This is a genomic window from Legionella adelaidensis (assembly GCF_900637865.1).
Taxonomy (GTDB): Bacteria; Pseudomonadota; Gammaproteobacteria; order Legionellales; family Legionellaceae; genus Legionella_A; species Legionella_A adelaidensis.
Map to the genome: position 1 here is coordinate 86,378 of NZ_LR134418.1, position 25,553 is coordinate 111,930.

A 25,553-nucleotide genomic window follows, 5' to 3' on the forward strand; every position below is an offset into this window, starting at 1 on the left:
GAATGATGCATTTAAAATAGAGGAACTACCGCTTCGGGAAGTAGAAAACCACCCCAGCATGCTCTTATTTTGTCTTTTTGCTCAATTTCTCAATAGTTTCTGAAATATTTTCCACATCACCGGAAAAGTGGTAATAAATTCTATTATGATTGCAATCAATAATGGCTAAAGCTTCTTGCGGCTTGCCTTCAAATTGTTTGAAAATCCAATATATGCCATTGGAGTGGGTGGCTTGAATCTCTTTTAAAAGATCAACCATTTTGTCTTCTTCAAATTCATGGTGTGTGCACACCAGCCCCGAAGAATCCCGCATGATTTTATAGGCGAAATGTTTCTCTTTCATGATAATTCCTTTTCTTTTTAGGAATTATCGGCAGATAGGTAGAAAAGTTTAGAGTGAAACTTATAGTGCTTCCGCTTTGCGGTTTCTAACCATTTCAATCCCTTTTTGCAATCGGGTTAATACACGTTCTTTACCTAATAATGTGAGTGTCATATCAATACTCGGAGAATTACTTCCTCCAGTAACAGCCACCCGTAAAGGTTGCGCAATTTTCCCCATGTTCATGTCAAACGAAGCGCTGACATCATTAATACACGATTGCAGATGATCTCTATCCCACGTCTGCAGTTCTTTAAAGCAACTCAGTAATGATTCCAGAGGCTCTAAAATCACTGGACGTAAATGTTTTTTTACTGCCTCTTCCTCATATTCAAGTGGATCAATAAAAAAATAACGGCTTTTTTCACACAGTTCTCTCAGTGTTTTACATCGTTCTGCTTGAATGGGTACCAGGTCTTCTAAAGCAGGACCATTTTTTAAATCAATCCCCTCTTGCTCGAAATACCACTGCAAAGCTTTTGCTACCTCTTTGGGATTATCATTTTTTTGATAATGCTGATTTAACCAATATAATTTTTCATAATTAAAACTGGAGGTACCACGGCTGACATTCTGTAAGTCAAATAATTCCGTCATTTCAGCAACGCTGAATATTTCTTTATCCCCATAGGACCAACCTAAACGCACTAAATAATTCAAGAGGGCGTGGGGTAGAATTCCCATTTCTTTAAACTGTAAAACACTCACAGCACCGTGTCTCTTTGAAAGCCGTTTGCCATCATCTCCTAAAATCATAGGTAAATGAGCAAATTCCGGAATAGGCGCTCCTAATGCTGCAAAAAGATTAATTTGCCTGGGGGTATTGTTAATATGGTCATCGCCACGAATGACGTGGGTGATTTCCATATCCCAATCATCGATTACCACTGCAAAATTATAAGTCGGGTTTCCGTCGGAGCGAATTAATATTAAGTCGTCTAATTCACTATTAGACACATGGATTTCTCCATACACGTGATCATGAAAAGTAACTCCACCTTCTTTTGGATTCTTGAAACGAATCACATGCGGTTGATCAGTCTGTGTCAGATTTTTTTCGCGGCAATGCTCGTCGTAGCGGGGTTTTTCTTTCGCTTCCATCTGTTGGGCACGTAAATTTTCTAACCGCTCTTTACTACAATAACAGCGATAAGCCTGGCCTTTAGCTAATAACTGTTCAGCAATGGCCAAATAACGCGGGTATCTCTCGGTTTGATAATAAGGCCCTTTATCAAAATCCAGACCTAACCATTCCATCCCTTGTAAGATAGCTTGCACAGATTCTTGCGTCGAACGCTCTTGATCCGTGTCCTCTATCCGAAGAACAAACTCACCTTTATGTTTTTTTGCATACAACCAAGAGAATAAAGCAGTACGTACCCCTCCTACATGTAAAAAACCAGTGGGACTGGGGGCAAAACGCGTTCTAACCTTCATTAGCAGGGCTCCGTTGTAAGCGTGTAACAATTGAGGTAAATAACCAAGAGGGGTATAATATCCGACTTTGCCAGTTACGCAAAGCTAACAACAATAAGGAACTGCGTGAAAGGTATAGGCATAAAATACCACTTACGAATAATAACAATTATTCCGGTTTTACTGGTTGCTTTGCTTTTTGCCGTGTTTTATAACGGCCAGTTCAGTAAAGATCTGGAGCAACACATTTCTCGCTTGGGTCAAGCGTATATCCATCAATTGTTACCCGCCACCCAACTTGCTCTTTTGCGTGATGATCGGCGCACTTTGCAAGGATTAATCGATGCCTCGACAATTAACCCGGAAGTAAAAGCTTTAGCGGTATATAATGGTAAAGGCCGTTTATTAGCCTATAGAGGAGGAAAGCATTCTTTAAATAAGCCTTTTACCCCTTTGGAATTTACCGGTGATTATATTGAAAGCAAACAAATTAACCCTAACACGATTAATTTCATAGCGCCGATTACAGTACCTAAATTTAATCTATATTCCCCTATTCCCTTCCCCAGCCCAATCGCTGCTTTGACCTTACAGGCGGATGATATTTTAGGATGGCTCTCTATTGATATTGATACGCAATCAACACTTATTAAACGCTATCAAATGTATATAGTGACCATTTTCATCACTTTAATTGGCTTACTACTAGGGTTAACGGTTCATTATTTTCTCTCGCGCAAAATTTATCGGCCTATTTCGCGATTACGCCGCAGCATGAAACAAATTTTAATTAATGAATTTGAAACAGAAATTAAGACATCTGCTGCAGGTGAATTAGGAATTATTGAGCAAGGCTGTGCGCATTTACAAAAAAATTATCTCAGCGTGGTCAAGGATTTAAACCAATACATTGAAACCGCCACGGTAGATTTGCAAAAAAATCTGGAAGTATTAGAAGAAAAAAATATCGAACTTTCTTTGGAAAAGAAAAAAGTAGAAGAAAAAAGCCGGCAAAAATCGGAATTTATTGCCAATATGAGCCATGAAATTCGTACCCCTATGAATGGCGTGATTGGTTTTACCAACGTGTTACTGGAGAGTAAGTTAGATCCCCTGCAATTAGAATATGTAAAAACAATTAAATCATCCGCACAAGACTTATTGGGTATCATCAACGATATTTTAGATTACTCAAAAATGGACGCGGGAAAACTAAACCTGGATTGTATACCAGTCGATATTCGCGCATGTATTGATGAAGTGCTCGCTTTAACTTCCCCCAACGCACACAAAAAAGGTATTGATCTCATTCCTTCAACAGCAACCAATGTTCCTAAAACAATATTAGGAGATCCACTGCGAATCAAACAAATCATTACCAACCTCGTCAGTAATGCGATTAAATTTACCGATCATGGCTATGTATTAATACGAACAAAAATAGAACAAGAAACAGAAAAAGATTATACGCTTTGCCTATCCGTAACCGACACGGGCATGGGTATTACCCCCGAAGACCAAGCTACGCTTTTTAATGCTTTTAACCAGGCAGATACCAATGTGACCCGTCGCTATGGCGGTTCTGGTTTAGGCTTGGTTATCTGTAAAAAATTAGCGGAACATATGCAAGGCAGGATTCTGTTAACCAGTGAAGTAAATAAAGGATCTACTTTTTCTGTACATATTAAATTAGCGAAATTGGCAGCATATGAGATTGAAAAAAATCAATCGCATCGTTTTTCTAATTTGCATGTCATTTGCTTTGATGATAACCCTTTATATTTGGAAGCATTGTGTAATGGTCTCGGTTACTGGGGCATCAACTGTATTCGTGTAAATAATTTTAACCAGCTAGAAGATACATTTAACAAGCATCAAGAATGCGATCTGGCTTTTGTAAGCGTTAATGAAGGATGCGAGCAACAAGTCGCCCACGTTATTAAGAAACAACCCATCCCCAGCGTTTTTGTATCCAAATGGGTCATTCAAAATTACCAGGAACTAGGTGGCCAAGGATTTCTATTTAAACCCCCGAATATCCAAAAATTACAAGAAACAGTAGAATCGCTTCTTAATCACAATGAAGTGAGCAAAAATAATAATGAGAAATTAGAAAGTTTGCGTGCCCAATTGCGTATGGAACAACCCACTATCCTCATTGCTGAGGATAACCCGGTTAATCGTATGCTTTTTGAATCTTTACTGCGAGAAAATGCCATTATTGAAACAGTAGAAGATGGAGCCGAGGCAGTAGAAAGATGTAATTTAAAGCGTTTCTCAGCTATTCTTTTAGACATTCAGATGCCAAGAACCAACGGGTTTGACGCCGCTAAACTTATACGACAACAATCTATTCTTAATAAGAATACGCCTATTATGTTAATCAGTGCGAACGGCGCAGATCTTAATTCTGAACGCTTGCAAAAAGCCGGCGTTGAACTCTGTATTGCAAAACCAATTGATGAAGAAACGCTTCTTAAAAAATTATTAGAAGTCATTAATAAAAATAAAATAAATCCCATTAATTGGTCTTTATGTATACAAAGGGTCTCTGGTAATCAAGCATTGGCACGTGAATTTTTAGACCGTTTTATCGAAGAGCTTAAAAACAATCGTCAAGAATTTATTGACTACAAAGAACATGGAGACATAAAAGCGCTGGAAAGCACTGCTCATAAATTACATGGTGCCTGTTGTTTTTGTGGAGTACCGCAGTTGCAAATGCATGTAGCCCAACTGGAAACTGCGGCAAAGCAAGCTAAAAATATTACAGAACTTACTACAGCTTTTGAGCAGTTGATTCATAGCATTGACGCTGTACTTTTTGAGTATGAACAATCCTATCAATCGCCTTCTGCGAGTTCAGCTTGAAATATCTGGAGAAATTATGACAATAAAAAATGCTTTATACGCACAGTCTGGTGGGGTTACCGCCGTGATCAATGCTTCTGCTTGTGGCGTCATACAAACAGCTCGCTTACACCCCGAACACATTGGGAAGGTATTTGCGGCAAAAGACGGAATTATTGGTGCTTTAGAAGAGAATCTTATTGATACCTCTTTAGAAAGCGATGATGCCATTTCCAAACTTATGCATACTCCTTCCGGCGCGTTTGGCTCCTGTCGCTTTAAATTACGTGATGAAGGAGAGGAATACAGCCGTTTATTAGAAGTATTTAAAGCCCACAATATTGGTTATTTTTTTTACAATGGTGGGGGGGATTCCATGGACACTGCCGATAAAGTAGCCCGGATGAGCCAAGCTTTAAATTTCCCGGTGACTTGTATTGGTATCCCGAAAACCGTAGACAATGATCTTCCATTCACAGATACTTGCCCAGGTTTTGGCTCGGTTGCAAAGTATGTAGCGGTTTCTACCATGGAAGCTGGCTTTGACGTGGCTTCTATGTGTGCCTCATCAACAAAAGTTTTCATTTTAGAGGTAATGGGCCGTCATGCAGGATGGATAGCAGCCGCCAGCGGCTTAGCTAGTAAAAAAGAAGGAGAGCCACCGCACTTGATTCTTTTTCCTGAAATTCCTTTTAATCAACAAAAATTTGTGAGTAAGGTGGATGCGTGCGTTAAAAAATACGGCTATTGTGTAGTAGTAGCCTCAGAAGGAATTCGTGACGAGAACAAACAATTTTTAAGCGAAAGTGGCAGCCGGGATGCCTTCGGCCATGCCCAATTAGGCGGGGTGGCCCCCGTTCTTGCAAAAATTGTTAAAACCGAACTGAACCTAAAATATCATTGGGCTGTTGCCGATTATCTACAAAGGGCCGCAAGACATATCGCATCCCGTGTTGACGTAGAACAAGCCTATGCCTTAGGAAAAGAGGCAGTAAAGTTAGCCATTAGTGGACATAATGCGATTATGCCCATTATCGTTCGCGAAAATGCAGCCCCCTATCAATGGTCAATTGATCATGTCCCATTAAGTGAAGTAGCTAATCAAGAAAAGAAAATGCCTGCTGAATTTATTTCCAGTGATGGTATGGGAATAACAGAAGAATGCCGTCAATACTTAAACCCTCTTATCCAAGGGGAAGCCTATCCTCCTTTCGTTAGTGGCATACCTGATTATGTACGGTTAAAAAACCAACTGGTACAAAAAAAGTTATTCTAATATGGCTTGGGCCGCAAGGCCCACCATTCTATGATTGTTTCGCCTCCCGCATCCAACTATGCCTTCAGATCCATTAATTAACGGCAATTAGTCGGCAAATACTGATCCGGCAAGGTGCCAGAGCATCGCCAGGAAATCTCCCCACTCGCTTCTATGTTGGGAGTCAACGCAATAGTTCCTCCACCTGCGGCTTCGGTATATGTAATGACCACAGCCGCAGTGCCATCATCCGCAATGGTTATTGATTGAACATTGGGTGTGGGTTGTGGACTTACGTATGCAGTAGCATGTTGATCAGGCGGGAGCGATTTATTGGCTAAAGCATACTCTGATACCGCAAACTTGGGAGAAGAAGCAAGATTTAAACCCTCTTCTATACGAGCACGGCTAGCATAGTTTCCATAAATTGGTATTGCTACCACAGCCAATATGGCAATTATGACAATTACCAACATCAGCTCGATCATTGTAAAACCTTTTAGAAGCATCGCTTTATTCAAATTATTAGTAAATCCAGAAAAGACTATATTTCAACCACTCATTAAGTATAACTAAAAATAAAAAAACCGCTTTTTAAGCGGTTTTTTCAAGAGCTTTCAAGACGGATTAACGACAATTGGCTGGACGGTATTTTGCTAGCAAGGTATCAGCCGCTCCACCACAATCCCAAGTAACTTCTCCAGTTGCTTGGACAGTTGGAGTTAGAGTTAAGGTACCATTACCTGCAGCAGCAGTATAAGTAATGGTTATAACCCCGGCATTACCAATAGCTATTGAAGATACATTTGGATTACCAGCAGTTAGCCCACCATATCCGGCGTCTGCATTATTTGCTGGCAAATTACCACCATTTGACAATGCTGTTTCAGAAACAGCCAATTTTGCAGAAGATGCCAAATTGAGACCTTCGCTGACTCTTGCTCTCACTGTATAGTCCTGATAAGCAGGAATTGCCACTGCAGCCAAAATACCAATGATTGCTACTACAATCATTAGCTCAATCAATGTAAAACCTTTCTCTTTCATAACATTTCCTCATAAAATTCTGATCATAAATTATGATGCAAAAAGAATGCCAACTATAAAGATGATGAATTACAACGGCTTACTCCATTCCTTTATACAGGAATTGTCAAAAATTGTCACTTTTTGACAACCAGAGTTAAGAGGCGGACGCTTTATTCTTCCTTGATACTTTGATAATTTAAGAGGATAAATCCAATGAGTCGTTTAATGAACCGCAAACAACGAATAGAAACTGCTTTACAAAAAAATCTTGCCCTAGCCCATCTTGAAGTAGATGATGAGTCTTCAGGACATCAAGTACCTCAAGGTTCTGAGTCTCATTTTAAAGTAGTAGCGGTAAGTAATGACTTTGAAAACAAGACTAAAGTTGCCCGTCACCGTCTAATTAATGACTTTTTAAAAGATGAATTTAAAATGGGCCTGCATGCTTTAAGTTTGCATTTATATACAAATGAAGAATGGCAAATGCAAAAAGCAAAAGGCGCCCCTAAAACCCCTGACTGTCAAAGAATGAAAAAATGAATAAAATAACTCCCATTTACTGGCAAACCACTTGCGTATTACCCCAGAAGAAACGCGGCTTCCATCTAATTACTCGGGAAATTCAGGAAACCATACACCAAATGCCCTTTATGCAAATTGGTACTATCCATCTTTTTCTGCAACACACCTCTGCCTCACTTACAATTAGCGAAAACGCCTGCGAAGAAGTAAGAGTGGACTTGGAACGCTTTTTTACTCGTTTAATCCCTGAAGACAATACGCTGTACCAGCATACCGTGGAAGGTGTAGACGACATGCCTGCCCATATTAAAAATGTCATTTTAGGCGTGAGTTTAACTATTCCAATAAAAGATAAAGCTCTACTACTCGGTGAATGGCAAGGAATTTACCTATGCGAACATCGTAATAAGGGCGGACAGCGAAAAATTATTATCACCGCCACCGGCTACCATGCTAATCCCATAGAGACTTAAAAAAAAGTTGGCCGCAAACCCCACCCTTGCTACTGTTAAAACCAAACCATCAACCTGAAGAGCAATTTGCAGGTTTTTTATACCTAATTGATATTGTTTATACATAATGCTATATTCGCGTTTTTTTTTACGCATGTAGAAAAAATAATACCACTCTTCCAGTAACTATATTTAGGATTTCAAATGGGTAAAAGAAGCAGAGCAATACGTACTAGACGACAAGAAGAAGCATTAGCAAGATTAAGAGCGGGAACACAAAATATAGTCCCGGAACGCCCTTTTGCTGCTCCTCTACTTCCCGTTGATTCAGCAGTGCGTCCTGCACTTGTGGAAGCTGGTCCTCTAACCGAAATGCCTTCTCCAATGGCATCTTTAGATGTAGCGGTTAGAAAACCTGTGCTAACGCAACAATTAGTCGATGCCGCACTTGCCAAACCCCAACTAGTACGTGAGGCATTCTTACGAGGTCTCATCAGCGTTTCTTTCCTTGAAGATTCTCTACGAATTCAATTTCCAGGACAAACAATCCAAATGAATTTTGTCAATAACGGTGGAAGACCAATCTTAACAGATGGTAAACTTCGCATACCTGTCGCAGCATTCTTATCGGCTTTTCGTAACATCCCGCCTATGATTACAGATAGCAGCACCGAAAGCGCGGTTTCTACTCCGCAATCTGTAACAGCCGAAGAACAACTCCCACCAGCATTACCAGTCTGGGAAGCACTTGATGGGGTAGAGCCTGCCTCTGTTACGCCTGTTGTTGGCGCCACCCCTCTGGATATTGGTGAAATGCCGTGTGATACTTCTCCTGCGAAAACCGAGACGCCCCTGGGACAATTGCAAGAAGCATTGCAAGAATTGCAAAGACAAACACTTGAATTGACGGGTCCTGCACAACAATTTGCAACGCAAGCACATGCTGAACTGCAACAACTGGTAGCAGCAGCTGACGTACCATCCGAGCGTTTATTGGAACTGGCTAAAAACGCCGCGGCACTTGCCCGTGAAAAAGATGCTGCACAACAAATAAAAAAAGGCGATGCTTTAATAAAAACCGCTCAAGAATTAAATAAAACGGGCACTGTATGGAAAAATCTGAGCCTCGCTTTAATGGGGCTGGGGTTAGCTATTGCTATAGCCGGAGCAGCAGCCTTAAGCGCTGCGGTAAATCCCGCACTCGCTGCTGGCATAATCGTTTCTGGCGTTGCCTTAGTGCTCGGTGGAGCTGGAATGTTCTCCCGCAATCGAGGTAATAATACCACCCCAAATAAAGAGCCTTCTGTGGATACAGGGTTAACCGCTACTATTTAATACTCCGATTACTATCCGAGCCGCGACCGTCAGGGAGCGCTCGGATAACCAATTTACGAAAAATCATCAATATTTACACTCGATTTGCGAAAAATACATTCACAGGTAGCCGTTTATCCTTTATAATAAGTGTTTAACTTTTTAACAAATAGGCTTATTTATATGAAAGCTTGGTCTTCCGAAAAAATTTCAGTACTGGCCTTGGTTCTATTAATCACGGGCGCTATTGATAGTATTCGGAATTTACCAGCAACGGCTTTATTTGGTTCTTCGCTTATTTTCTTTTTTATATTCTCAGCCATTGTATTTTTAATTCCCGTAGCGCTTGTTTCAGCCGAGCTTTCTTCTACATGGTCAGAAGAGGAAGGGGGCGTGTATAGCTGGGTGCGAAATGCTTTCGGTGAGAATTGGGCCTTTTTCACTATCTGGTTACAATGGATTAACACCATGGTGTGGTATCCAACCATACTTTCATTTATCGCAGGCACCCTTGCCTATTTAATCAATCCAGAGCTTGCGCAAAATAAATACTACCTAATTAGTGTCATTCTTATCACTTTTTGGTCCCTTACCTTGCTTGGCCTTTCGGGATTAAAAGCTTCCGCCAAGTTTGCGAGCTTTTGTGCGATTGTGGGGATGATTATCCCTATGGGCTTTATTATCTTTTTAGCTGTTCTGTGGGTATTACAAGGCCATCCTCTAGCAGTAGATCTCCATTTAAATAACCTCATCCCGCAGTGGAAAGATACGCAATCCTGGGTTTCCTTAACAGCCATTATGACCTCATTTTTAGGGATGGAGCTTGCTGCAGTGCACGTACGCAATGTAAATAATCCGCAAAAAAACTTTCCTAAAGCCATGTTTTTTTCTGTACTACTCATTTTAATCACCATGATTTTTGGCTCATTAGCTATTGCTTTTGTTTTACCCCAAGAAGACATTAGCTTGGTCCATGGGGTTATGCAGGCATTTACCAATTTTTTCAAGGCTTACCATTTACAAGCTTTAATGCCGGTGGTAGTAATTTTACTGTTATTGGGCAGCGTTGGCGGCATGGTGAATTGGATTATCTCTCCAGCCAAAGGCTTATTATTAGCAGCAGATAACGGCTTTCTTCCCCCTTGGTTATACCGATTAAATAAACACGGCATCGCTTCAAGAATTTTAATCTTACAAGCTGTTCTGGTCACACTGTTATGCAGCGGTTTTCTGCTCTTTCCCAGTGTTAATGCTATTTATTGGTTATTCACTTCATTAAGTACCGAACTGTATATTTTAATGTATGTCATGATGTTTTTAGCCGCTTTTCATTTAAAGAAAAAATACGCGCATCTCCCCCGCCCATTTGCCATCCCTGGAGGGAAATACGGTTATTACTTAACCTGTTTATTAGGAATTGCAGGCTGTACCATTACTCTCATAGTCGGTTTCTTCCCCCCTGAAAACAGTATGGATGTAGGAGGAGCGAATCACTTCCGTGCCATATTCTCAGGCGGAATTCTACTGATGATTTTACCGGCCTACCTTTTATACTTGCGAAAAAACGGGTTACAAAAACAAGGTTTGTTGGTTGCTGAAGGGTAGGAATGGTGGCCTTTCCCAACCTACATTTATTAAATGTGTAGGTTGGCGCCAAAGACCCAACACTCCTTACATCATCTTTCTTACCTGCAAAAAATAAAAAACCAAAAGAGCCCCAAAATAGGTAAATGCCGCGATATAAAGCGTCATCGAATACCCCAGCTCCATCGCACTAGCCATAGCAATAATAGAACCAATAACCGAAGCCCCACCATTCAATGCCCAATACCACGGAATAGCATTTACCATAACCGGCTTCGTTTCCTTTACAATCTTTATCCCCGTGGGCAAAGCCATGCCCATACAAATTGCCAAAGGAATTAAAATAACAACAAATAATAATAATTTTATACCCCATACAAAACTAAAGGTATTTTCCATAATTACTTTAAAATAAGCAGGATAGGCAATGGTAACTGCCAAAATGATTAACAAAGCGACAGGTAAAATTTTAAAAAGATGTTTAGTTAAGGATTGCGCAATAATGCAACCTATACCCCCAAAAAATAAAAGGCTAAATAAGGCGACGGATAAACCATAAGTTGTCCCTTCCAAGTATAAAGCACCTAATTGTATAACCGGAATTTCAATCAACATGAATCCAAGGCCAAGGAGGGTAAAATAAAAACCCCAGCCCAATGAAATTTTACTTGTTTTTTTACTGACAAAGAGTGGGAAGAAAAAGAATACTAAAAGAAGAATAATTGAGATAAAAAGAAGAACGAGAAATACGCCTAAACTATAAAAATTAAATGCTTGCCCAGAAAGTTTCGTACCCTTAAATAAATCAAGTACATTGCTCATATAAAACATTTGAAAGAAAAAAGGCCTGTCATCCATAGTAGGCCGTACATCATAGTAATAACTATTTAGAAATTCGTTAAGGCGATTTGTAGTTATCGCTTTTTGGAATAAGGGATTATTTTTCGCATTATGAGGCATATAAACAATATCAAAATTCAATTGCCTGGAATGCGCACTGATTTGTTCCAACTCAGCGGTAGAAAAAGGCGTGCGTTTGACCAAAGTAGTTGCAATAGCCGCCTTTAGTCTAGGCTTACTTTTTAAAATAACAATATGATTTGCCGCCCGCTCCCCTATCCCTTCTAAAGCAGCCCGAGCAAGTATAGCTACTTTTAATGTTTCATTTTCAGGAGTGAAATAAAAACGCGAAACACTGAGTAAGCCATTAGGATTTAAATGATTTAAATACGTGGTAAAAGCTTCTTGGGTATACAAACTATTTTCACTCATAGCAAAAGCCCCTGCTACGGTAGCGGCCCAGCTATCCACTAATGGGATTTGTATAATGTCGTATGTATTATTACTCTTCTTCAAAACACTTCGGCCTTCGCCTACCGCGATATTAACTTTTGGGTGGCTGTATATATGTCCCGCATAATCTGCGAATTTTTCTTTCACTAAACTCACAATAATGGGGTGAATATCAACCCCGGTAATAATTTTGGAGTTGAAGAGGAGTGCGGTGAGCACGTCGCGCCCACCTCCCACGCCGATAATAAACACGGAAGCATCTTTTCGTAGGTAATACGGGAGAGCGGTTATATCATACTTTAAATATTCTACCTTTTTATAATCCCCTTCAAAAAAGACAATGGGTGTCCCCGCATGCGCATCTTGCTCTAACCACAACTGTTTGAAATATCCTTGCGGCTGATAAACATCACTCATTCCCCAACCAAAAGGTTCCCCGATTTTGGTGTTTAAAGTAAAAACTTTGGGAAAAACGGTAATGCGCGAAAGTGGGGACCATTTTTCATAAATTTTATGCGCATTTAATTCGGAATAAGTTTTCGTTTTCACCACTGGGAAAAGGAAGTTGGCAAAAACAATAAGAAGGAGAATTCCTATAGCTAAGAGAATTTCATAGCGAGGAAATTTTTTAATATTAAATAGATAGGCCGCCATTACGCAAAGTAAACTGGCGATTAAGACCACCTGTTGCGCAGAAAGATACGTAATTAAGACAATACAAGCAATACAGCCTGCCGCGGCACCTAAAAGATCAGCACCATAAATCATATAAGAATTTTGCGCTTTATTTAAAAAAAGAATTGAAACAATCATTCCGCATAAGACAAAAGGTATAGTGCAAGTAACATAAAGAAAAAGAAAAGGTATTAACTGGTACCAATTGACAGCGCTTGAAAAATGGGAAGAAAGCACACTCCATAAATTAAAAACAATACTTATAGCAAGAGTTAAACTTAAAAGTTGGAGGTTTCTTCTAAGATGCAAATGAAAGCTGTCTGCTAAAAGATAAATTACCAAACCGCCAAATCCCAGCCCAAACATAGCAAGGGAAACGATAAAAAAAGAAAAGTGATACCAAAGAATGACAGAAAAAATTTTAGTAAGCGTTATTTCCAGCAGTAAAACAGCAAAACTTATTAAGAATAAACCGGCGTAGGTAAAAAAATTTTCTCTAAAATGCGTTTTTGATTGCAATTGTTAATCCTTTAAAACAGGGCCAACCATCAAAAGAATTGACTCACATTTTTTCCAAAAAGTCCCAGTGTGCAAAGCTATAGCAATTACGGATTGAGCAATTCTTTAACTTAATTTATCCTTTTCTTCTAAAGAAATTTGCCTCGCTTCATTCTCAAGCATCACCGGAATACCTTCTCGAATTGGATAGGCCAAACGATCAAAACGGCAAATAAGTTCTCCTTTGGTATGTATGAGCTTTCCCTTGCATACAGGACAAACAATAATTTCCAATAATTTTTTATCCATATTTTTATTCCTATTTTTGGGTCACATCATCGCGAATATAAACGGGTAATGCTTCATCCGCGTCCACGGCAGCTATTTTATTATTTAATACCAGCTGTAACATCGAAGCGGCTTCGGGATAAGTCGTTTCTTTTTTCATAATTTGCTGTTTAATAGATAGGGATAGTGCCGATTCATATACTTCATAACCAACACCTGCCAAGATATATTTTTCATTAGTGCTTAATTGGATTTTCTCAGCAGCAGAAACATACTCTTGAAAAGGTTTACCAGGAATTATTTCAGCCCAATACAGCTCATGCATGCGGGCATCAATAACCGCCAGGACATTCGTTAACCCCTTCTCCCATATCTTCTGGGCAATCGCATTTAAAGTACTCACCGGATAAAGCGGAAGATCAGCGGCATAAGCTAAAGCTTTTGCTACACTACAGCCAATACGTAAGCCCGTAAAACTACCAGGGCCACGGCCAAAAACTACTCCATCCAACTGCTTAATAGATAAGTCACACGAAGATAATAATTCCTCTACCATCGGTAAAAGAAATTGGGCATGTTGCCGTATATCGTGGTGCTCTCGGGTTTCTATTTGATTGTGATACGATAACGCAATAGAGGCTCTATCAGTTGAAGTATCAAGCGCTAATAACTTCATTATTTAATGCCAATTGATTAATAAAATCTAACACTGTTTTCTCATCACGCGTTTTTAACATAGATGGTAAACTCGCAAATATTTGCCTGCCATAATCACGTCCGGTTAAACGGGGATCGGCGATCATCAATATCCCTTTATCTGAACTATCGCGAATCAAACGCCCTACTCCTTGTTTTAAGGCAATTACCGCATTAGGCAAAGCCAATTCATCAAAAGCAGATAAACCTTTTTTCTTTAAAAAATCCATTTTACCACGAATAATAGGATCTGTAGGGCTTGCAAAAGGTAGCTTATCAATGATTACACAAGAAAGCGCTTCTCCTTTTACATCCACTCCTTCCCAAAAAGTGGCAGTTCCTAATAATACAGCATTGCCTAATTGGCGAAATCGGGCTAATAAAATAGGCTTCGCTTCGTCCCCTTGAATAAGAAGGGGTAAAGAAATTTTATTTTCTAACTGCAAAGCGACTTTTTGCAAAGCTTTATGACTGGTAAAAAGAAAGAAGCACCGTCCGCCCAAAGCAGTAATAATAGGAATCGTTTTAGCAATTAAATGATCATAATATCCTTCTTGTTTAGGATCGGGTAAATCTCTAGGTAAATAAAGCAAAGCTTGCTCTTTAAAATTAAAAGGACTTGGCAAAGTTAACGTGTCACATTCTTCAAGGCCTAGAGGTTTTAAAAAACAATGAAATGAGTTCGCCATGGTTAAAGTGGCAGAAGTAAAAATGTATGCACACTCTTTTTTTAAAGTACTTTTAAAATTCTTCGCTACCTCAAAAGGAGTAGAATGCAAAACCATAGAATGTTTAAACCGTTCAAGCCATTTTATGGTTTGTATATTTTGTATATCAAAAAATTTTTTTAAGTGGCGGTGCAATTCTTCAATTCTGTCTCTGCAACGCGTTAAACCGGTATTTTCCTCCATATCTTTAGTAAAACATTGCAAAATTTCACTCGCTATTTGCTCCAAATTTTTCCATCCTTCGATAAAAGCCTCTTTTCGTATAAATTGATCCCAACTAAGCCGGTCTTCCTTAAAGCTAACGGACAAAATAGAATTAATGGCACGATCTAACTGAAGACTGAGTAATTTTAATGGCTGATTTGCTAAATCAAGGACAGGCCATTCCCGTAAAATATCATCCATTACTTCACGAAACTGACGCGTACTAATGCGCTCTCCTTGAAAATTGGCCGCTATTTCCGCTAATTGATGCGCCTCATCGAAAACAATTGCCTGCACACCCGGCAGCAACTCTCCAAAACCTTCTTCCTTTAGTTTGGAGTCGGCAAAAAAAAGATGGTGGTTAATTACTACGATATCCGCCTCTAAAGCCTTTTTTCGCGCCTTCATAAGAAAACAGGTTTGATGGTGAGGGCATTCAACCCCTAAACAATTTTCTGTAGTTGAAGTCACATAAGGCCAAACAGAAGAATCTTCACTAACTTCCGGTAATTCACTACGCTCCCCCACTTGCATCTGCGCCATTTTTTCTCTAACTAATAAGAGCTCTTCGGCGCACTGTGGGGTATTAAACCGCCCTTCTTCGCTATGCAATTCAATGCGATAACGGCAAAGATAATTGGCCCTGCCTTTCAAGTTCTGTAGGCGTTTAGGCAAACCTAATGCATGCAAAAGCATAGGCAAATCTTTGTGGAAAAGTTGATCTTGCAGAGTTTTTGTTGCAGTCGAAATCAGAACTTTTTTATTACTTAATAAACAAGGGATAAGATAAGCAAATGTTTTTCCAGTTCCTGTGCCTGCTTCTGCGACTAAGATATTGCTTTCTTTAATAGCTTTTGCAATAGCAGCGGCTAATTCCACTTGTTGGTCACGGGCAATAAAACCTGGAATAGCAGTACTTAAACGCCCTTTCGTACCTAAAATACGCTGACAGGCAGTTTCAAAATCATCAGTGATTTCTTCGATGCTTACCACTCTTTCTGCAAATATTGCAATTTATCTTCCACTCCTTCCCACTCCTTGGCATCACTAGGAGCTTCTTTTTTAGCCGTAATATTCGGCCACTTGGGAGCAAGCTCAGCATTGAGTTCTTTATAAACCATCTGATTCTCAGTTAAATCATCTTCAGAAAGAATAGCATTTACAGGACACTCCGGTTCACACAATGCACAATCAATACATTCTTCAGGATGAATAACCAAAAAGTTAGGGCCTTCATAAAAACAATCCACCGGACACACTTCAACGCAGTCCGTATATTTGCATTTAATACAATCTTCAGTCACAACAAAGGTCATAGCGAAAGAACTCGTTACTAAAATGCCTATTAAACCATAATGCTAATGGGTCTAAAAGCCTCTTGCTAAAGTATATATACCCATCTACAAATAAGATTATCTTTCTTTCCTTAAGCTATTGATACTTTGCCATAATTAATATAGAAAGGATGGTAACGGGAATAAATAAAATTTTATTACAAGTATAATTTTTATGAGAAGAGCCCAGGAAGGAAATAAAAAATCTGTAAATGAAGAGGCCCTCTATGCAGCAATTGTAGAGTCAAGTAATGACGCTATTATTGGAAAAGATCTTAATGGAATCATTATCAGCTGGAATAAAGCTGCGGAAAATCTTTATGGGTATAAAGCGTCTGAAATCCTGGGGTTATCAATAGAGTATATTATACCCCCTGAGAAGCATTACGAAATTGCCCAATTCCTGGAAAAAATTAAAAATGGCAATAAAATCGACCATTATGAAACGGTACGCCTTAAAAGAGATGGAACGGCGGTTAAGGTCTCTTTGTCCATTTCTCCGATAAAAAATCATTTAAATAAAATAATTGGAGCTGCTTCTATAGCAAGAGAGATCCCGTTTGTAACTCTTGAGCAAAAGAAATTTGAATTGGCCGTTGAGGCGGCTCCCAATGGTATGCTTATGATAGATGCTGCAGGCCAAATGCAGCTGGTTAACGCACAAGTTGAACAAATGTTTGGGTATGCACGGGATGAGCTTTTAGGAAAAACGGTAGAAATGCTAGTACCCGAGCGCTTTCGTAAAAATCATCCATTGTTCAGACAAGAGTTTTTCAAAAATCCAAAAGCGCGCTTAATGGGCGCCGGTCGCGATTTGTATGGTTTAAGAAGAGATGGCACCGAATTTCCTGTTGAAATAGGTTTAAATCCTTTACACACCAAAGAAGGCTTGCTTGTATTTGCCTCCATTGTAGATATTACTGAAAGAAAACGATTGACACAGCGCTTTGCATTAGCCGTTGAAGCTTCTCCCACAGGGATGATTCTTATTAATCGGGCAGGGCAAATTGAACTTTTAAATACACAAGTCCTCAAAATGTTCGGCTATGAAAGAAATGAGCTGATGGGCCAGAAAATTGAAATGCTGGTTCCTGAACGATATAGAGCAATCCATCCCGCACATCGATTGGTTTTTTTTGAGAAGCCCAAGGCTCGCGTTATGGGAGCAGGACGTGAATTATACGGTCAAAGAAAAGATGGCACCGAAATTCCAGTGGAGATTGGTCTTAACCCATTAATTACAGAAGACGGCAGTTTCGTTTTGGCCTCGATTGTGGATATTACGGAAAGAAAAAAGGAACAGGAAAAATTTCAATTAGCAATTGAGTCTGCCCCTTCCGGCATCTTAATGGTTAATACACTGGGAGAAATTGAACTTGCTAACGAGCAAATACTTAAAATGTTTAAGTATAAAAAAGAAGAGTTAATAGGCCAAAAAGTAGAAATATTGGTGCCCGAGCGGTTTCGTGAAAGTCACCCAAAATATAGAAAAGCGTATTTCATGAAACCCCAGACACGCGCGATGGGGTCGGGGCGCGATCTTTTTGGTTTGCGAAGTGATGGTAGTGAATTTCCTGTTGAAATTGGCTTAAATCCTTTAAAAACCACCTCGGGAACATTCGTATTAGCCTCTGTCATTGATATAACGGAAAGAAAGTTAACCGAACAAATCGTTAAAAATAGTAATATTGAATTGGAACGTTTCGCCTATGTAGTTTCACACGATTTAAAAGCCCCATTACGAGGAATTGCTACCATTTCCAATTGGATTATGGAGGAATACCAGGAAAAGCTGGATCAACAAGGGCATAAATATTTAGCTCTCCTTGATAGTAGAGTCAAACAACTCCAGGCTCTAATTGATGGAATTTTAGAATACTCAAGAATCGGCCGCCTGAAAGAAAAATTAGAAAAGCTCGATTTAAATCGTATAATTAAAGATATTATAAAGGTATTAATGCCTCCTGCACACATTCAAATCACCGTATCTCAAAATCTACCGGTTATCTTTGCCGGAAGAACGCATATATATCAAATCTTCCAAAATTTGATTAGCAATGCCATTAAATATAACGATAAAAAAGAAGGAAGAATTGAAATTGGTGCTACTGAACACACTAACGAGTGGTTATTCTTTGTAAAAGATAATGGCAAGGGCATTGCGGAACGCTATAAAGACAAAATATTCGAATTATTTCAAACTTTAGAAAATAAAGAAAACAACACTTCAACGGGAGTCGGGTTAACGATAGCCAAAAAAATTGTAGATCTTTATAACGGAAAAATCTGGTTTACCTCTGACGTGGGTAAAGGAACCATTTTTTATTTTACATTAGAGAAAGAAAAACTTAAGGAACGATAGCTTTGTATTCTACTAAACCTGTCCTACTTATAGAGGACGATGAAATTGATCAAATGTCCGTTCAAAGGGCATTTAACGAGCTTAACATTATAAATGAATTAATCGTTCGTGATAATGGTGAAGAAGCCCTGAAATATATTAAGGAAGTTGAAAGACCGGCCCTTATTATTTTAGATTTAAATATGCCGCGAATGAATGGTATAGAGTTTTTAGAAATTATCAGAAAAGATAAGCTTTATAGAAATATTCCCGTGATTGTTTTTACAACCTCAAGCCGAACTGAAGATAAAATGAAGGCTTTTGATAAATGCATTGTGGGATACATTGTAAAACCTACTGATTACAAAAAAATAGTAGATATCTTCAGAAGTATTGAACACTATTGGACTATTTCAGAAGGTCCTAGTGTTGCCTCATAAACAGCCTAGAATGGTATTGTAAATATAGTTGGTGCCAGCCAGCCGGAATCGAATATGCATGTAACTTATTGATTACATTCAACTAAAGTAATATGAACGGGGTCCAACCTTGCATATCCTATCATAACGAAAGAATGCGAATAGATACGCAGAAACCTATTTTTGTGCTACAATGTAGCTCAAAAGACAGGAGAATATAATGACTACTAATGCAGTGGTAAGAGCGAGAATTGATGAGCATATTAAAGAAGAGGCGTCAGCCGTGCTTGCATCAATGGGGCTAACCGTGTCTGATGCATTCCGTATGTTGCTAACGCGCATAGCTAAAGAGCATGCGTTGCCTTTTGAACCTCTTATTCCAAACCAACAAACTATCAATGCGATGAAGGAAGCCCGACGTGGCCAGTTAAAATCGTTTAAAACAGTTCAATCGCTCATGGATGATTTAAATAATGAGGACGATTGAATACACAACACAATTTAAACGTGATTATAAGCGCGAAATAAAAGGTAAATACAAAGCAGTCTTCAGTAATCTCTTTATTGAGATTATTGATACATTAGCACGAGATGAACCACTGGCAGCTAAACACCGGGATCATGCGCTATCTAATAATTGGCAGGATCATCGTGATTGCCATATAAAACCTGATTTAGTTTTAATTTATCGCAAGCCCGATAGGCAAACATTGCAATTGGTAAGATTGGGCTCTCATAGTGAGCTTAGTCTTTAATAAAGAAAGAGCAGGTTTATTAGAACTTCACTGTTAGGACTTAAAAAGTAACCCACTGGTTTTGAGAATACTGGTGTAACCATGCTTGATAGCCCATTGCTCGCTGTCTTATCCAATATCGCACGGGCGGTTCAGTACTCAATACGAAAATTAACGAATCGTTGAGAAAGAAAAGTCAGTGTTATTCTATTATTTATCAATCAGTTACGTACTAATTTTAACCTTTACGAACAATTACAAAATGTGTAATTGGTGCCCAGAGTCTCCCTGGGTACCAGATTTTTTCTCAACCGAGGCGCAACGAAAAACGAGCACCGGAGTTTACACCAGTAAATGAGGAGCGGAGTTTGAAGTTGTAACGAAGGGTGAGGAAAAATATGGTGCCCAGGGCCGGAGTCGAACCGGCACGGGATGTTTATTCCCGAGGGATTTTAAGTCCCTTGCGTCTACCTGTTTCGCCACCTGGGCATTTTAAACATCTACTTTGGAGGCTGAGGCCGGAATCGAACCGGCGTACACGGCTTTGCAGGCCGCTGCATAACCACTCTGCCACACAGCCATGTTCTCCATTTCGAACTTTGTAAAAAAAAAGCGACATGGGTCGCTTTGATTGGAGCGGGAAACGAGGCTCGAACTCGCGACCCCAACCTTGGCAAGGTTGTGCTCTACCACTGAGCTATTCCCGCGCCGTTACGGGGTGAGATTCTACCGGAAATACGCACCCTGTCAATTATTTTTTGCTTTAGGGTTATCTTTTTCTAATTAATTGCGGCCAAGCGATACTTAAGTAAATAACCATCGACCAAATCGTTAAAATTGCTGCCAAATAAAGCAGAACAAATCCTACTTTTCCTAATAATGAATAAGCAGGGTTGTATGCCAATAACAAAACCAAAGCTACCATTTGCACTGCGGTTTTTATTTTGCCTATATAACTGACCGTGACGCTAGCCCGACTTCCTACTTCGGCCATCCACTCTCTTAATGCAGAAATTACAATTTCCCTACCAACAATGATTATAGCAGGTATGGTAATGTAGTTTAAATCTTTAGCCCCTACTAACAGTAACAAACTGGTAGCTACCAAAAGCTTATCTGCGACGGGATCCAGGAACGCGCCAAAAGGTGACATTTGTTTTAAACGTCTGGCTAAATAGCCATCTAACCAATCCGTAAAGCTTGCTAAAGCAAAAATGATCGCAGTTGCCCCCTGTGCCCAGGAGAAAGGTAAATAAAATACTCCTACTAAAACAGGAATGAGCACAATGCGTAATAAAGTTAGCAAATTAGGCAAACTCGTAAGGGTGCTCACTTTGACCTCTCTCATTTTTTTACTGGTTGCATCCGTTATCATGGTAATTTTAAGTAATTAGCAAATTCCTGATAATTTGTAAAAACTTGTAAAGCACCGGCTTCTTTTAATGCTTTACGCTGACTTTCTTGATAATAAAAATCAATCCCTACTGCATCTACATCTAAACGAATAGCCATTTCAATATCAGAAACGGAATCACCCACCATTAACGTTTGCGTCCTATCAACCCCACAAAAATCAATTATTTCTTCTAGCATTTGCGGGCAAGGTTTAGCGGGGGCCTGACTTGCTGTCCTGGTGACGTTAAAAAAAGCACCCACGCCTGAGTTTTGTAAAACACGAGTTAAAGAATTTTGACTTTTATTACTAGCCACGGCCATTTCAATCCCGGCCTGGGCAAGCTGATTCAATATAGCATTGACCCCCGGTAAAAGATAAACTTGTGAGCGGGAGCTTGGCGTATATTGCACCGCTTCTATTAATTCTTCTTGTTGCCGTAACGTTAGTTGTGGAAATAGCTGACTAATAGCGAAAGGCATTCCCATCATTAAATATTTTCTAGCCAAATCTTCATTAAATTCACCAAGCTGCAAACGATTTGCTTCTTGACGAAGAGTATGAACAAGTTGGCCTAAAGTATCACCTAGTGTCCCTTCCCAATCAAAAACAATTAAGCGGTAAGACTTACTCATTAATTTTTAACTCTCGTAATACGGTTAAAGTATTGGAAAATCTATCATCTAAATCTGCAACGAAGGAATATTCTTTCTCATTCAGAGTAAAATGAATCGAGTGCGCATGCAAATATAAACGCCTTAATTTGCACTTTAGCTCAGGAATAGGCAGCTCTCCTCCATATTTTTCATCCCCCAGGATTGGATGGCCAAGATGGGCACTATGTACACGAATTTGATGCGTCCTTCCTGTTTTAGGTGTAGCTTCCACCAAACACGCCCGGGAAAAATTTTCAAGTAACTTAAAAGTTGTGCGCGACGCTTTGCCTTGAGGATTTACCACAACCATTCTTTCTCCTGATTGCAAGGTATTCTTCTCAAGAGAAACATCAACATCTACCACTTTCTTACCCTTCCAGGGCTTTACTAGCAAAGCCCAATAGATTTTGGTTACCTCACGCTTTTCCAGCAGTGCATGCAGGGCGCGCAATGTGCTTCGTCGTTTAGCAAGAATCAAACAACCAGAGGTTTCTTTATCTAATCTATGGACTAGCTCCAAATAGGGAATATCCGCTCGGATTTTTCGCAGGGCTTCAATTATCCCTAAGCTAAGCCCACTTCCCCCATGAACCGCCATGCCTGCCGGTTTGTTTAAAACTAATAAATGATTGTCTTCGTACAATATACAATCGTTTAGCCGTTGGCTTACATGGGAGTGTATTTTTATTCCAATCTCTTCGCTACTCATACGAACAGGAGGAATACGTATGATATCCCCAGCCGAAAGACGCGTAGACGCCTGCGCCCTTTTTTTATTCACCCTGACCTCCCCGGCCCTGATGATGCGATAGATACGGCTTTTAGGGACGCCTTTTAAAATTCGTAGCAAATAATTATCTAATCGTTGCCCTTCTTCTTCAGCATTTATCTCGGTATAGCGAACATCACCCATTAATAATCTATTTTCCAGAGTCAATTTATGTTATATTATACATAAGCAGATTTATATTCTGCGACAGAATTTTATATTTTATACAAAATAAAATAGTTATGGCCGTAAAACGCCACATGAAATAAAAATGCGCTTCTCTTAAGATAGAATAAAGGAAGCAACCCAGTACCAGAGCTAAATTGAATAAGAACTCATCAGATACCCTCGCATGTTTGACATGCTATAAACCCAAGAAACTTCAAAATTCTATTTTTGAGCTAACGCTTTTTGCGCTTGGGAAAGCAAAAGTAAAATGCGTGTGGTCTGTCATTAAGAGTATGTCTCCAAACTATTTTACCCTGCAAAATAAGCTTCAGTATTTAATAAAGCTGAAACTGTTGGCGAATGACAAATTTTCTTTCGTAAAAAATAATTATTTTTCAACATGCTTCGCCACGTTTGCAGATAAAATATTTGGTAAATTTCTCCTAAGAAATGTGACTCCCTCTTAAGGTATGGAGTGTTGCGTAAATTAGATATTATTGAATATTTGAATTCAATTATTTTCTCGAGATGAACAACTCATGTAAATAATCGCTACACCAAAGATTATTTAAAAATGAAAATAATAATTCAGCAGTAGTATCCGCCTTTTACTCTTCTATCTTGAGTATGCGCCCATAAAATGGGGTTTAAGATGGAAAAAATGTTAATTAATGCGACACAAACGGAAGAAGTACGTGTTGCACTTGTCCAAGATCATCAGTTATTTGACCTGGACATCGATTGTCCCACGGAAGTAAAGAAAAAAGGAAATATTTACAAAGCGATAGTCACACGAAGAGAACCTAGCCTGGATGCAGTATTCGTTGAATATGGCGCAAAAAAACAAGGCTTTCTTCCTCTCAAAGAAATAGCGCCTGAATACTTAAAGCAAGTTCCCGCGGGTGATGAAAAGCCCCCTATCACTGCTTTAATTCGCGAAGGGCAAGAATTATTAATTCAAGTAGATAAAGAAGAACGGGGTAATAAAGGCGCTGCTTTAACTACTTTTATTACACTCGCAGGATGTTATTTGGTTCTTATGCCCAATAGTCCTCGTTCTGGCGGCATTTCACGTCGTATTGAAGGCGACGACCGCGATGAGCTCAAAGAAACCTTAAATTCATTACATCTAAATGAAGATATGGGACTTATCATTCGCACGGCGGGAGTTGGTAAAAGCCAAGATGAATTACAAGCCGATTTGGACATGTTATTAAATCAGTGGCAGGCAATTAAAAATGCTTATAACACCCAGCTTGCCCCTTGCCTTATCCACCAGGAGGGAGACGTAATTATTCGCTCCATTAGGGATAATTTACGTAAATCCATTCGGGAAATTATTATTGATGACCAAGCTTCTTATGTAAAAGCTAAACAATTTATTGAGCAGGTAAAGCCTGACTTTCTCCCCAACCTAAAACTCTACAATAGTACTGTTCCTCTTTTTAACTATTATCAAATTGAAAGCCAAATTGAAATGGCTTACCGGCGTGAAGTGCCATTACCTTCTGGTGGCGCCCTGGTTATTGATCGCACAGAGGCTTTAGTTTCTATTGATATTAACTCTGCTAAGGCAACCAGCGGTGCAGATATTGAAGCTACTGCATTAAACACAAATCTAGAAGCAGCAGATGAAATTGCAAGACAATTGCGACTACGTGATCTCGGTGGGTTAGTAGTTATTGATTTTATTGATATGAGCTCGGCTAAAAACCAGCGCGATGTTGAAAATCGTCTTAAAGAAGCCTTAAAAGCCGATAGAGCACGCATTCAAGTGGGCCGCATCTCTCGCTTTGGTCTTTTAGAAATGTCACGACAACGTTTACGTCTGTCTTTAGGGGAGTCTGCGCAAGATGTCTGTCCTCGTTGCGAAGGCCGGGGCACAGTACGTAGCATTCAATCCCATAGCTTGTCAATTATTCGCTTAATTGAAGAAGAGGCTTTAAAAGAAAAAACTGCAGAAATTCAAGTGCAACTTCCTGTTGAAATTGCAACTTTCATTATCAATGAAAAACGCGATTTTATTTTAAATATAGAAAAGCGCCATGGTGTAAGAGTACTTATTATTGCAAATCCTTATTTGCATGCCCCGCACTATAATATTATTCGTTTAAAAGAAGATAATGTAGGAAAAAATAAGAAACCCAGCTATTCATTGATTCAGCAGCCTGAGTTAGCAGTAATCCGTTCTGAAGAGGGTTCAAAAACCGACGAGCCGGTGGTTAAAGCTTATGAAAGACAGGCGTTCAGCAGGCATAAAGAAGTTGGTTTTTTTATACGCCTATGGAATAACTTATTTGCTAAGGAAGTTGAAGAGCCTATAGCAAAAGAAAAACAAAAGCCGGCCTACGAAAAACAAACCGGCAATCAACAAAAAAGAAACCAAAATCGTAGAAGACGGCCAAACCAACAAACTCGCCAGGGGGGAAAAAAACGCACTAACCCTAATGCAGTACCTCAGCAAAGCGGGCGGGTAATTCCTTTGAATGCAGAGGCGAAGAAGAAAACTGCGGTTAGAGAGCCCAGCGAATAGTTAATTGCGGTCGCGGCGCG

At 39.5% G+C, this 25,553-nt stretch carries 23 protein-coding genes and 3 tRNA genes; 11 read left to right on the forward strand and 15 right to left on the reverse strand.

What is annotated here, in order from left to right; all coding sequences use genetic code 11:
• Positions 1 to 64: 64 nt before the first annotated feature.
• Entirely contained in the window at positions 65 to 343 is a 279-nt protein-coding gene (locus EL206_RS01550; protein ID WP_058461238.1) for a hypothetical protein, read from the reverse strand.
• Between the two features lie 60 nt (positions 344 to 403).
• Positions 404 to 1,819 (reverse strand): glutamate--tRNA ligase, encoded by a 1,416-nt coding sequence (gene gltX / locus EL206_RS01555; protein WP_058461237.1) that lies wholly within the window; start codon positions 1,817 to 1,819, stop codon positions 404 to 406.
• A 105-nt stretch (positions 1,820 to 1,924) separates the two neighbouring features.
• Between gltX and letS the strand changes: the two genes are divergently transcribed.
• Together letS and EL206_RS01565 are read left to right on the forward strand one after the other, a co-directional pair.
• Positions 1,925 to 4,669 (forward strand): two-component system sensor histidine kinase LetS, encoded by a 2,745-nt coding sequence (letS, locus tag EL206_RS01560; protein ID WP_058461236.1) that lies wholly within the window; start codon positions 1,925 to 1,927, stop codon positions 4,667 to 4,669.
• Between the two features lie 16 nt (positions 4,670 to 4,685).
• Positions 4,686 to 5,924, forward strand: coding sequence for a 6-phosphofructokinase (locus EL206_RS01565; RefSeq protein ID WP_058461235.1), 1,239 nt, complete (start codon positions 4,686 to 4,688; stop codon positions 5,922 to 5,924).
• 77 nt (positions 5,925 to 6,001) lie between these two features.
• Here EL206_RS01565 and EL206_RS01570 read toward each other — a convergent pair whose 3' ends face one another.
• Both EL206_RS01570 and EL206_RS01575 read right to left on the reverse strand, forming a co-directional pair.
• Positions 6,002 to 6,391, reverse strand: coding sequence for a pilin (locus tag EL206_RS01570; RefSeq protein ID WP_233419363.1), 390 nt, complete (start codon positions 6,389 to 6,391; stop codon positions 6,002 to 6,004).
• A gap of 139 nt (positions 6,392 to 6,530) precedes the next feature.
• On the reverse strand, positions 6,531 to 6,950 hold the full coding sequence (locus tag EL206_RS01575; RefSeq protein WP_058461233.1) for a pilin: 420 nt from the start codon (positions 6,948 to 6,950) through the stop codon (positions 6,531 to 6,533).
• 195 nt (positions 6,951 to 7,145) lie between these two features.
• Here EL206_RS01575 and EL206_RS01580 point away from each other — a divergent pair, with 195 nt between their 5' ends.
• From EL206_RS01580 to EL206_RS01595, 4 genes are all read left to right on the forward strand, one after another.
• Positions 7,146 to 7,472, forward strand: a complete 327-nt coding sequence (locus EL206_RS01580; protein ID WP_232048500.1) for a BolA family protein — start codon at positions 7,146 to 7,148, stop codon at positions 7,470 to 7,472.
• Entirely contained in the window at positions 7,469 to 7,927 is a 459-nt protein-coding gene (locus tag EL206_RS01585; protein ID WP_058461232.1) for a secondary thiamine-phosphate synthase enzyme YjbQ, read from the forward strand. The genes EL206_RS01580 and EL206_RS01585 overlap by 4 nt, the downstream gene beginning before the upstream one ends.
• A gap of 183 nt (positions 7,928 to 8,110) precedes the next feature.
• Positions 8,111 to 9,241 (forward strand): hypothetical protein, encoded by a 1,131-nt coding sequence (locus EL206_RS01590; protein WP_058461231.1) that lies wholly within the window; start codon positions 8,111 to 8,113, stop codon positions 9,239 to 9,241.
• 162 nt (positions 9,242 to 9,403) lie between these two features.
• Positions 9,404 to 10,825: an APC family permease gene (locus EL206_RS01595; RefSeq protein WP_058461230.1), complete on the forward strand. Its 1,422-nt coding sequence runs from the start codon at positions 9,404 to 9,406 to the stop codon at positions 10,823 to 10,825.
• Between the two features lie 66 nt (positions 10,826 to 10,891).
• Here the strand turns inward: EL206_RS01595 and EL206_RS01600 are convergent, their stop codons facing one another.
• The 5 genes from EL206_RS01600 to fdxA form a co-directional block, all read right to left on the reverse strand.
• Positions 10,892 to 13,291, reverse strand: a complete 2,400-nt coding sequence (locus EL206_RS01600; RefSeq protein WP_058461229.1) for a spermine/spermidine synthase domain-containing protein — start codon at positions 13,289 to 13,291, stop codon at positions 10,892 to 10,894.
• Positions 13,292 to 13,396: 105 nt separating this feature from the next.
• Complete coding sequence (locus tag EL206_RS01605) at positions 13,397 to 13,579, reverse strand: Trm112 family protein (protein WP_058461228.1); 183 nt, start codon at positions 13,577 to 13,579, stop codon at positions 13,397 to 13,399.
• A gap of 10 nt (positions 13,580 to 13,589) precedes the next feature.
• A complete protein-coding gene (gene tsaB / locus EL206_RS01610; protein WP_065310915.1) occupies positions 13,590 to 14,234 on the reverse strand; it encodes a tRNA (adenosine(37)-N6)-threonylcarbamoyltransferase complex dimerization subunit type 1 TsaB in 645 nt (214 codons plus the stop codon).
• Positions 14,215 to 16,170: an ATP-dependent DNA helicase gene (locus EL206_RS01615; RefSeq protein ID WP_058462329.1), complete on the reverse strand. Its 1,956-nt coding sequence runs from the start codon at positions 16,168 to 16,170 to the stop codon at positions 14,215 to 14,217. Before EL206_RS01615 ends, tsaB begins: the two co-directional genes overlap by 20 nt.
• Before the next feature lie 2 nt (positions 16,171 to 16,172).
• Positions 16,173 to 16,502, reverse strand: a complete 330-nt coding sequence (gene fdxA / locus EL206_RS01620) for a ferredoxin FdxA (RefSeq protein ID WP_058461226.1) — start codon at positions 16,500 to 16,502, stop codon at positions 16,173 to 16,175.
• Positions 16,503 to 16,695: 193 nt separating this feature from the next.
• Here fdxA and EL206_RS01625 point away from each other — a divergent pair, with 193 nt between their 5' ends.
• From EL206_RS01625 to EL206_RS01640, 4 genes are all read left to right on the forward strand, one after another.
• The gene (locus tag EL206_RS01625; RefSeq protein WP_058461225.1) at positions 16,696 to 18,882 is read left to right on the forward strand and encodes a PAS domain-containing sensor histidine kinase; all 2,187 of its coding nucleotides are present in this window, start codon (positions 16,696 to 16,698) and stop codon (positions 18,880 to 18,882) included.
• Positions 18,883 to 18,884: 2 nt separating this feature from the next.
• A complete protein-coding gene (locus EL206_RS01630; protein WP_202971921.1) occupies positions 18,885 to 19,301 on the forward strand; it encodes a response regulator in 417 nt (138 codons plus the stop codon).
• Between the two features lie 199 nt (positions 19,302 to 19,500).
• A complete protein-coding gene (locus EL206_RS01635; protein WP_058461224.1) occupies positions 19,501 to 19,767 on the forward strand; it encodes a type II toxin-antitoxin system RelB/DinJ family antitoxin in 267 nt (88 codons plus the stop codon).
• The gene (locus EL206_RS01640) at positions 19,754 to 20,035 is read left to right on the forward strand and encodes a type II toxin-antitoxin system YafQ family toxin (protein WP_058461223.1); all 282 of its coding nucleotides are present in this window, start codon (positions 19,754 to 19,756) and stop codon (positions 20,033 to 20,035) included. The genes EL206_RS01635 and EL206_RS01640 overlap by 14 nt, the downstream gene beginning before the upstream one ends.
• A 378-nt stretch (positions 20,036 to 20,413) precedes the next feature.
• Here the strand turns inward: EL206_RS01640 and EL206_RS01645 are convergent.
• From EL206_RS01645 to EL206_RS01670, 6 genes are all read right to left on the reverse strand, one after another.
• Positions 20,414 to 20,503, reverse strand: a tRNA-Leu gene (locus EL206_RS01645).
• 17 nt (positions 20,504 to 20,520) lie between these two features.
• Positions 20,521 to 20,594 (reverse strand) — tRNA-Cys (locus EL206_RS01650).
• A 52-nt stretch (positions 20,595 to 20,646) separates the two neighbouring features.
• Positions 20,647 to 20,721 (reverse strand) — tRNA-Gly (locus EL206_RS01655).
• Between the two features lie 62 nt (positions 20,722 to 20,783).
• Positions 20,784 to 21,347, reverse strand: coding sequence for a CDP-diacylglycerol--glycerol-3-phosphate 3-phosphatidyltransferase (gene pgsA, locus EL206_RS01660; protein WP_058462327.1), 564 nt, complete (start codon positions 21,345 to 21,347; stop codon positions 20,784 to 20,786).
• A gap of 38 nt (positions 21,348 to 21,385) precedes the next feature.
• The gene (locus EL206_RS01665; RefSeq protein ID WP_058461222.1) at positions 21,386 to 22,042 is read right to left on the reverse strand and encodes an HAD family hydrolase; all 657 of its coding nucleotides are present in this window, start codon (positions 22,040 to 22,042) and stop codon (positions 21,386 to 21,388) included.
• Positions 22,035 to 22,976 (reverse strand): RluA family pseudouridine synthase, encoded by a 942-nt coding sequence (locus tag EL206_RS01670; RefSeq protein ID WP_058461221.1) that lies wholly within the window; start codon positions 22,974 to 22,976, stop codon positions 22,035 to 22,037. The genes EL206_RS01665 and EL206_RS01670 overlap by 8 nt, the downstream gene beginning before the upstream one ends.
• Before the next feature lie 676 nt (positions 22,977 to 23,652).
• Here EL206_RS01670 and EL206_RS01675 point away from each other — a divergent pair.
• Positions 23,653 to 25,533 carry an Rne/Rng family ribonuclease gene (locus EL206_RS01675; RefSeq protein WP_058461219.1) on the forward strand — a complete coding sequence of 627 codons (1,881 nt, stop codon included), beginning with the start codon at positions 23,653 to 23,655 and terminating at the stop codon, positions 25,531 to 25,533.
• The last annotated feature ends 20 nt before the right edge of the window (positions 25,534 to 25,553 follow it).

Coding starts and splice junctions, on each gene's coding strand:
- EL206_RS01550 (WP_058461238.1), bottom strand. CDS start 343: ATGAAAGAGAAACATTTCGCCTATAAAATCATGCGGGATTCTTCGGGG.
- gltX (WP_058461237.1), bottom strand. CDS start 1,819: ATGAAGGTTAGAACGCGTTTTGCCCCCAGTCCCACTGGTTTTTTACAT.
- EL206_RS01565 (WP_058461235.1), top strand. CDS start 4,686: ATGACAATAAAAAATGCTTTATACGCACAGTCTGGTGGGGTTACCGCC.
- EL206_RS01570 (WP_233419363.1), bottom strand. CDS start 6,391: ATGATCGAGCTGATGTTGGTAATTGTCATAATTGCCATATTGGCTGTG.
- EL206_RS01575 (WP_058461233.1), bottom strand. CDS start 6,950: ATGAAAGAGAAAGGTTTTACATTGATTGAGCTAATGATTGTAGTAGCA.
- EL206_RS01580 (WP_232048500.1), top strand. CDS start 7,146: ATGAGTCGTTTAATGAACCGCAAACAACGAATAGAAACTGCTTTACAA.
- EL206_RS01585 (WP_058461232.1), top strand. CDS start 7,469: ATGAATAAAATAACTCCCATTTACTGGCAAACCACTTGCGTATTACCC.
- EL206_RS01590 (WP_058461231.1), top strand. CDS start 8,111: ATGGGTAAAAGAAGCAGAGCAATACGTACTAGACGACAAGAAGAAGCA.
- EL206_RS01595 (WP_058461230.1), top strand. CDS start 9,404: ATGAAAGCTTGGTCTTCCGAAAAAATTTCAGTACTGGCCTTGGTTCTA.
- EL206_RS01605 (WP_058461228.1), bottom strand. CDS start 13,579: ATGGATAAAAAATTATTGGAAATTATTGTTTGTCCTGTATGCAAGGGA.
- tsaB (WP_065310915.1), bottom strand. CDS start 14,234: ATGAAGTTATTAGCGCTTGATACTTCAACTGATAGAGCCTCTATTGCG.
- fdxA (WP_058461226.1), bottom strand. CDS start 16,502: ATGACCTTTGTTGTGACTGAAGATTGTATTAAATGCAAATATACGGAC.
- EL206_RS01625 (WP_058461225.1), top strand. CDS start 16,696: ATGAGAAGAGCCCAGGAAGGAAATAAAAAATCTGTAAATGAAGAGGCC.
- EL206_RS01635 (WP_058461224.1), top strand. CDS start 19,501: ATGACTACTAATGCAGTGGTAAGAGCGAGAATTGATGAGCATATTAAA.
- EL206_RS01640 (WP_058461223.1), top strand. CDS start 19,754: ATGAGGACGATTGAATACACAACACAATTTAAACGTGATTATAAGCGC.
- EL206_RS01665 (WP_058461222.1), bottom strand. CDS start 22,042: ATGAGTAAGTCTTACCGCTTAATTGTTTTTGATTGGGAAGGGACACTA.
- EL206_RS01670 (WP_058461221.1), bottom strand. CDS start 22,976: ATGGGTGATGTTCGCTATACCGAGATAAATGCTGAAGAAGAAGGGCAA.
- EL206_RS01675 (WP_058461219.1), top strand. CDS start 23,653: ATGGAAAAAATGTTAATTAATGCGACACAAACGGAAGAAGTACGTGTT.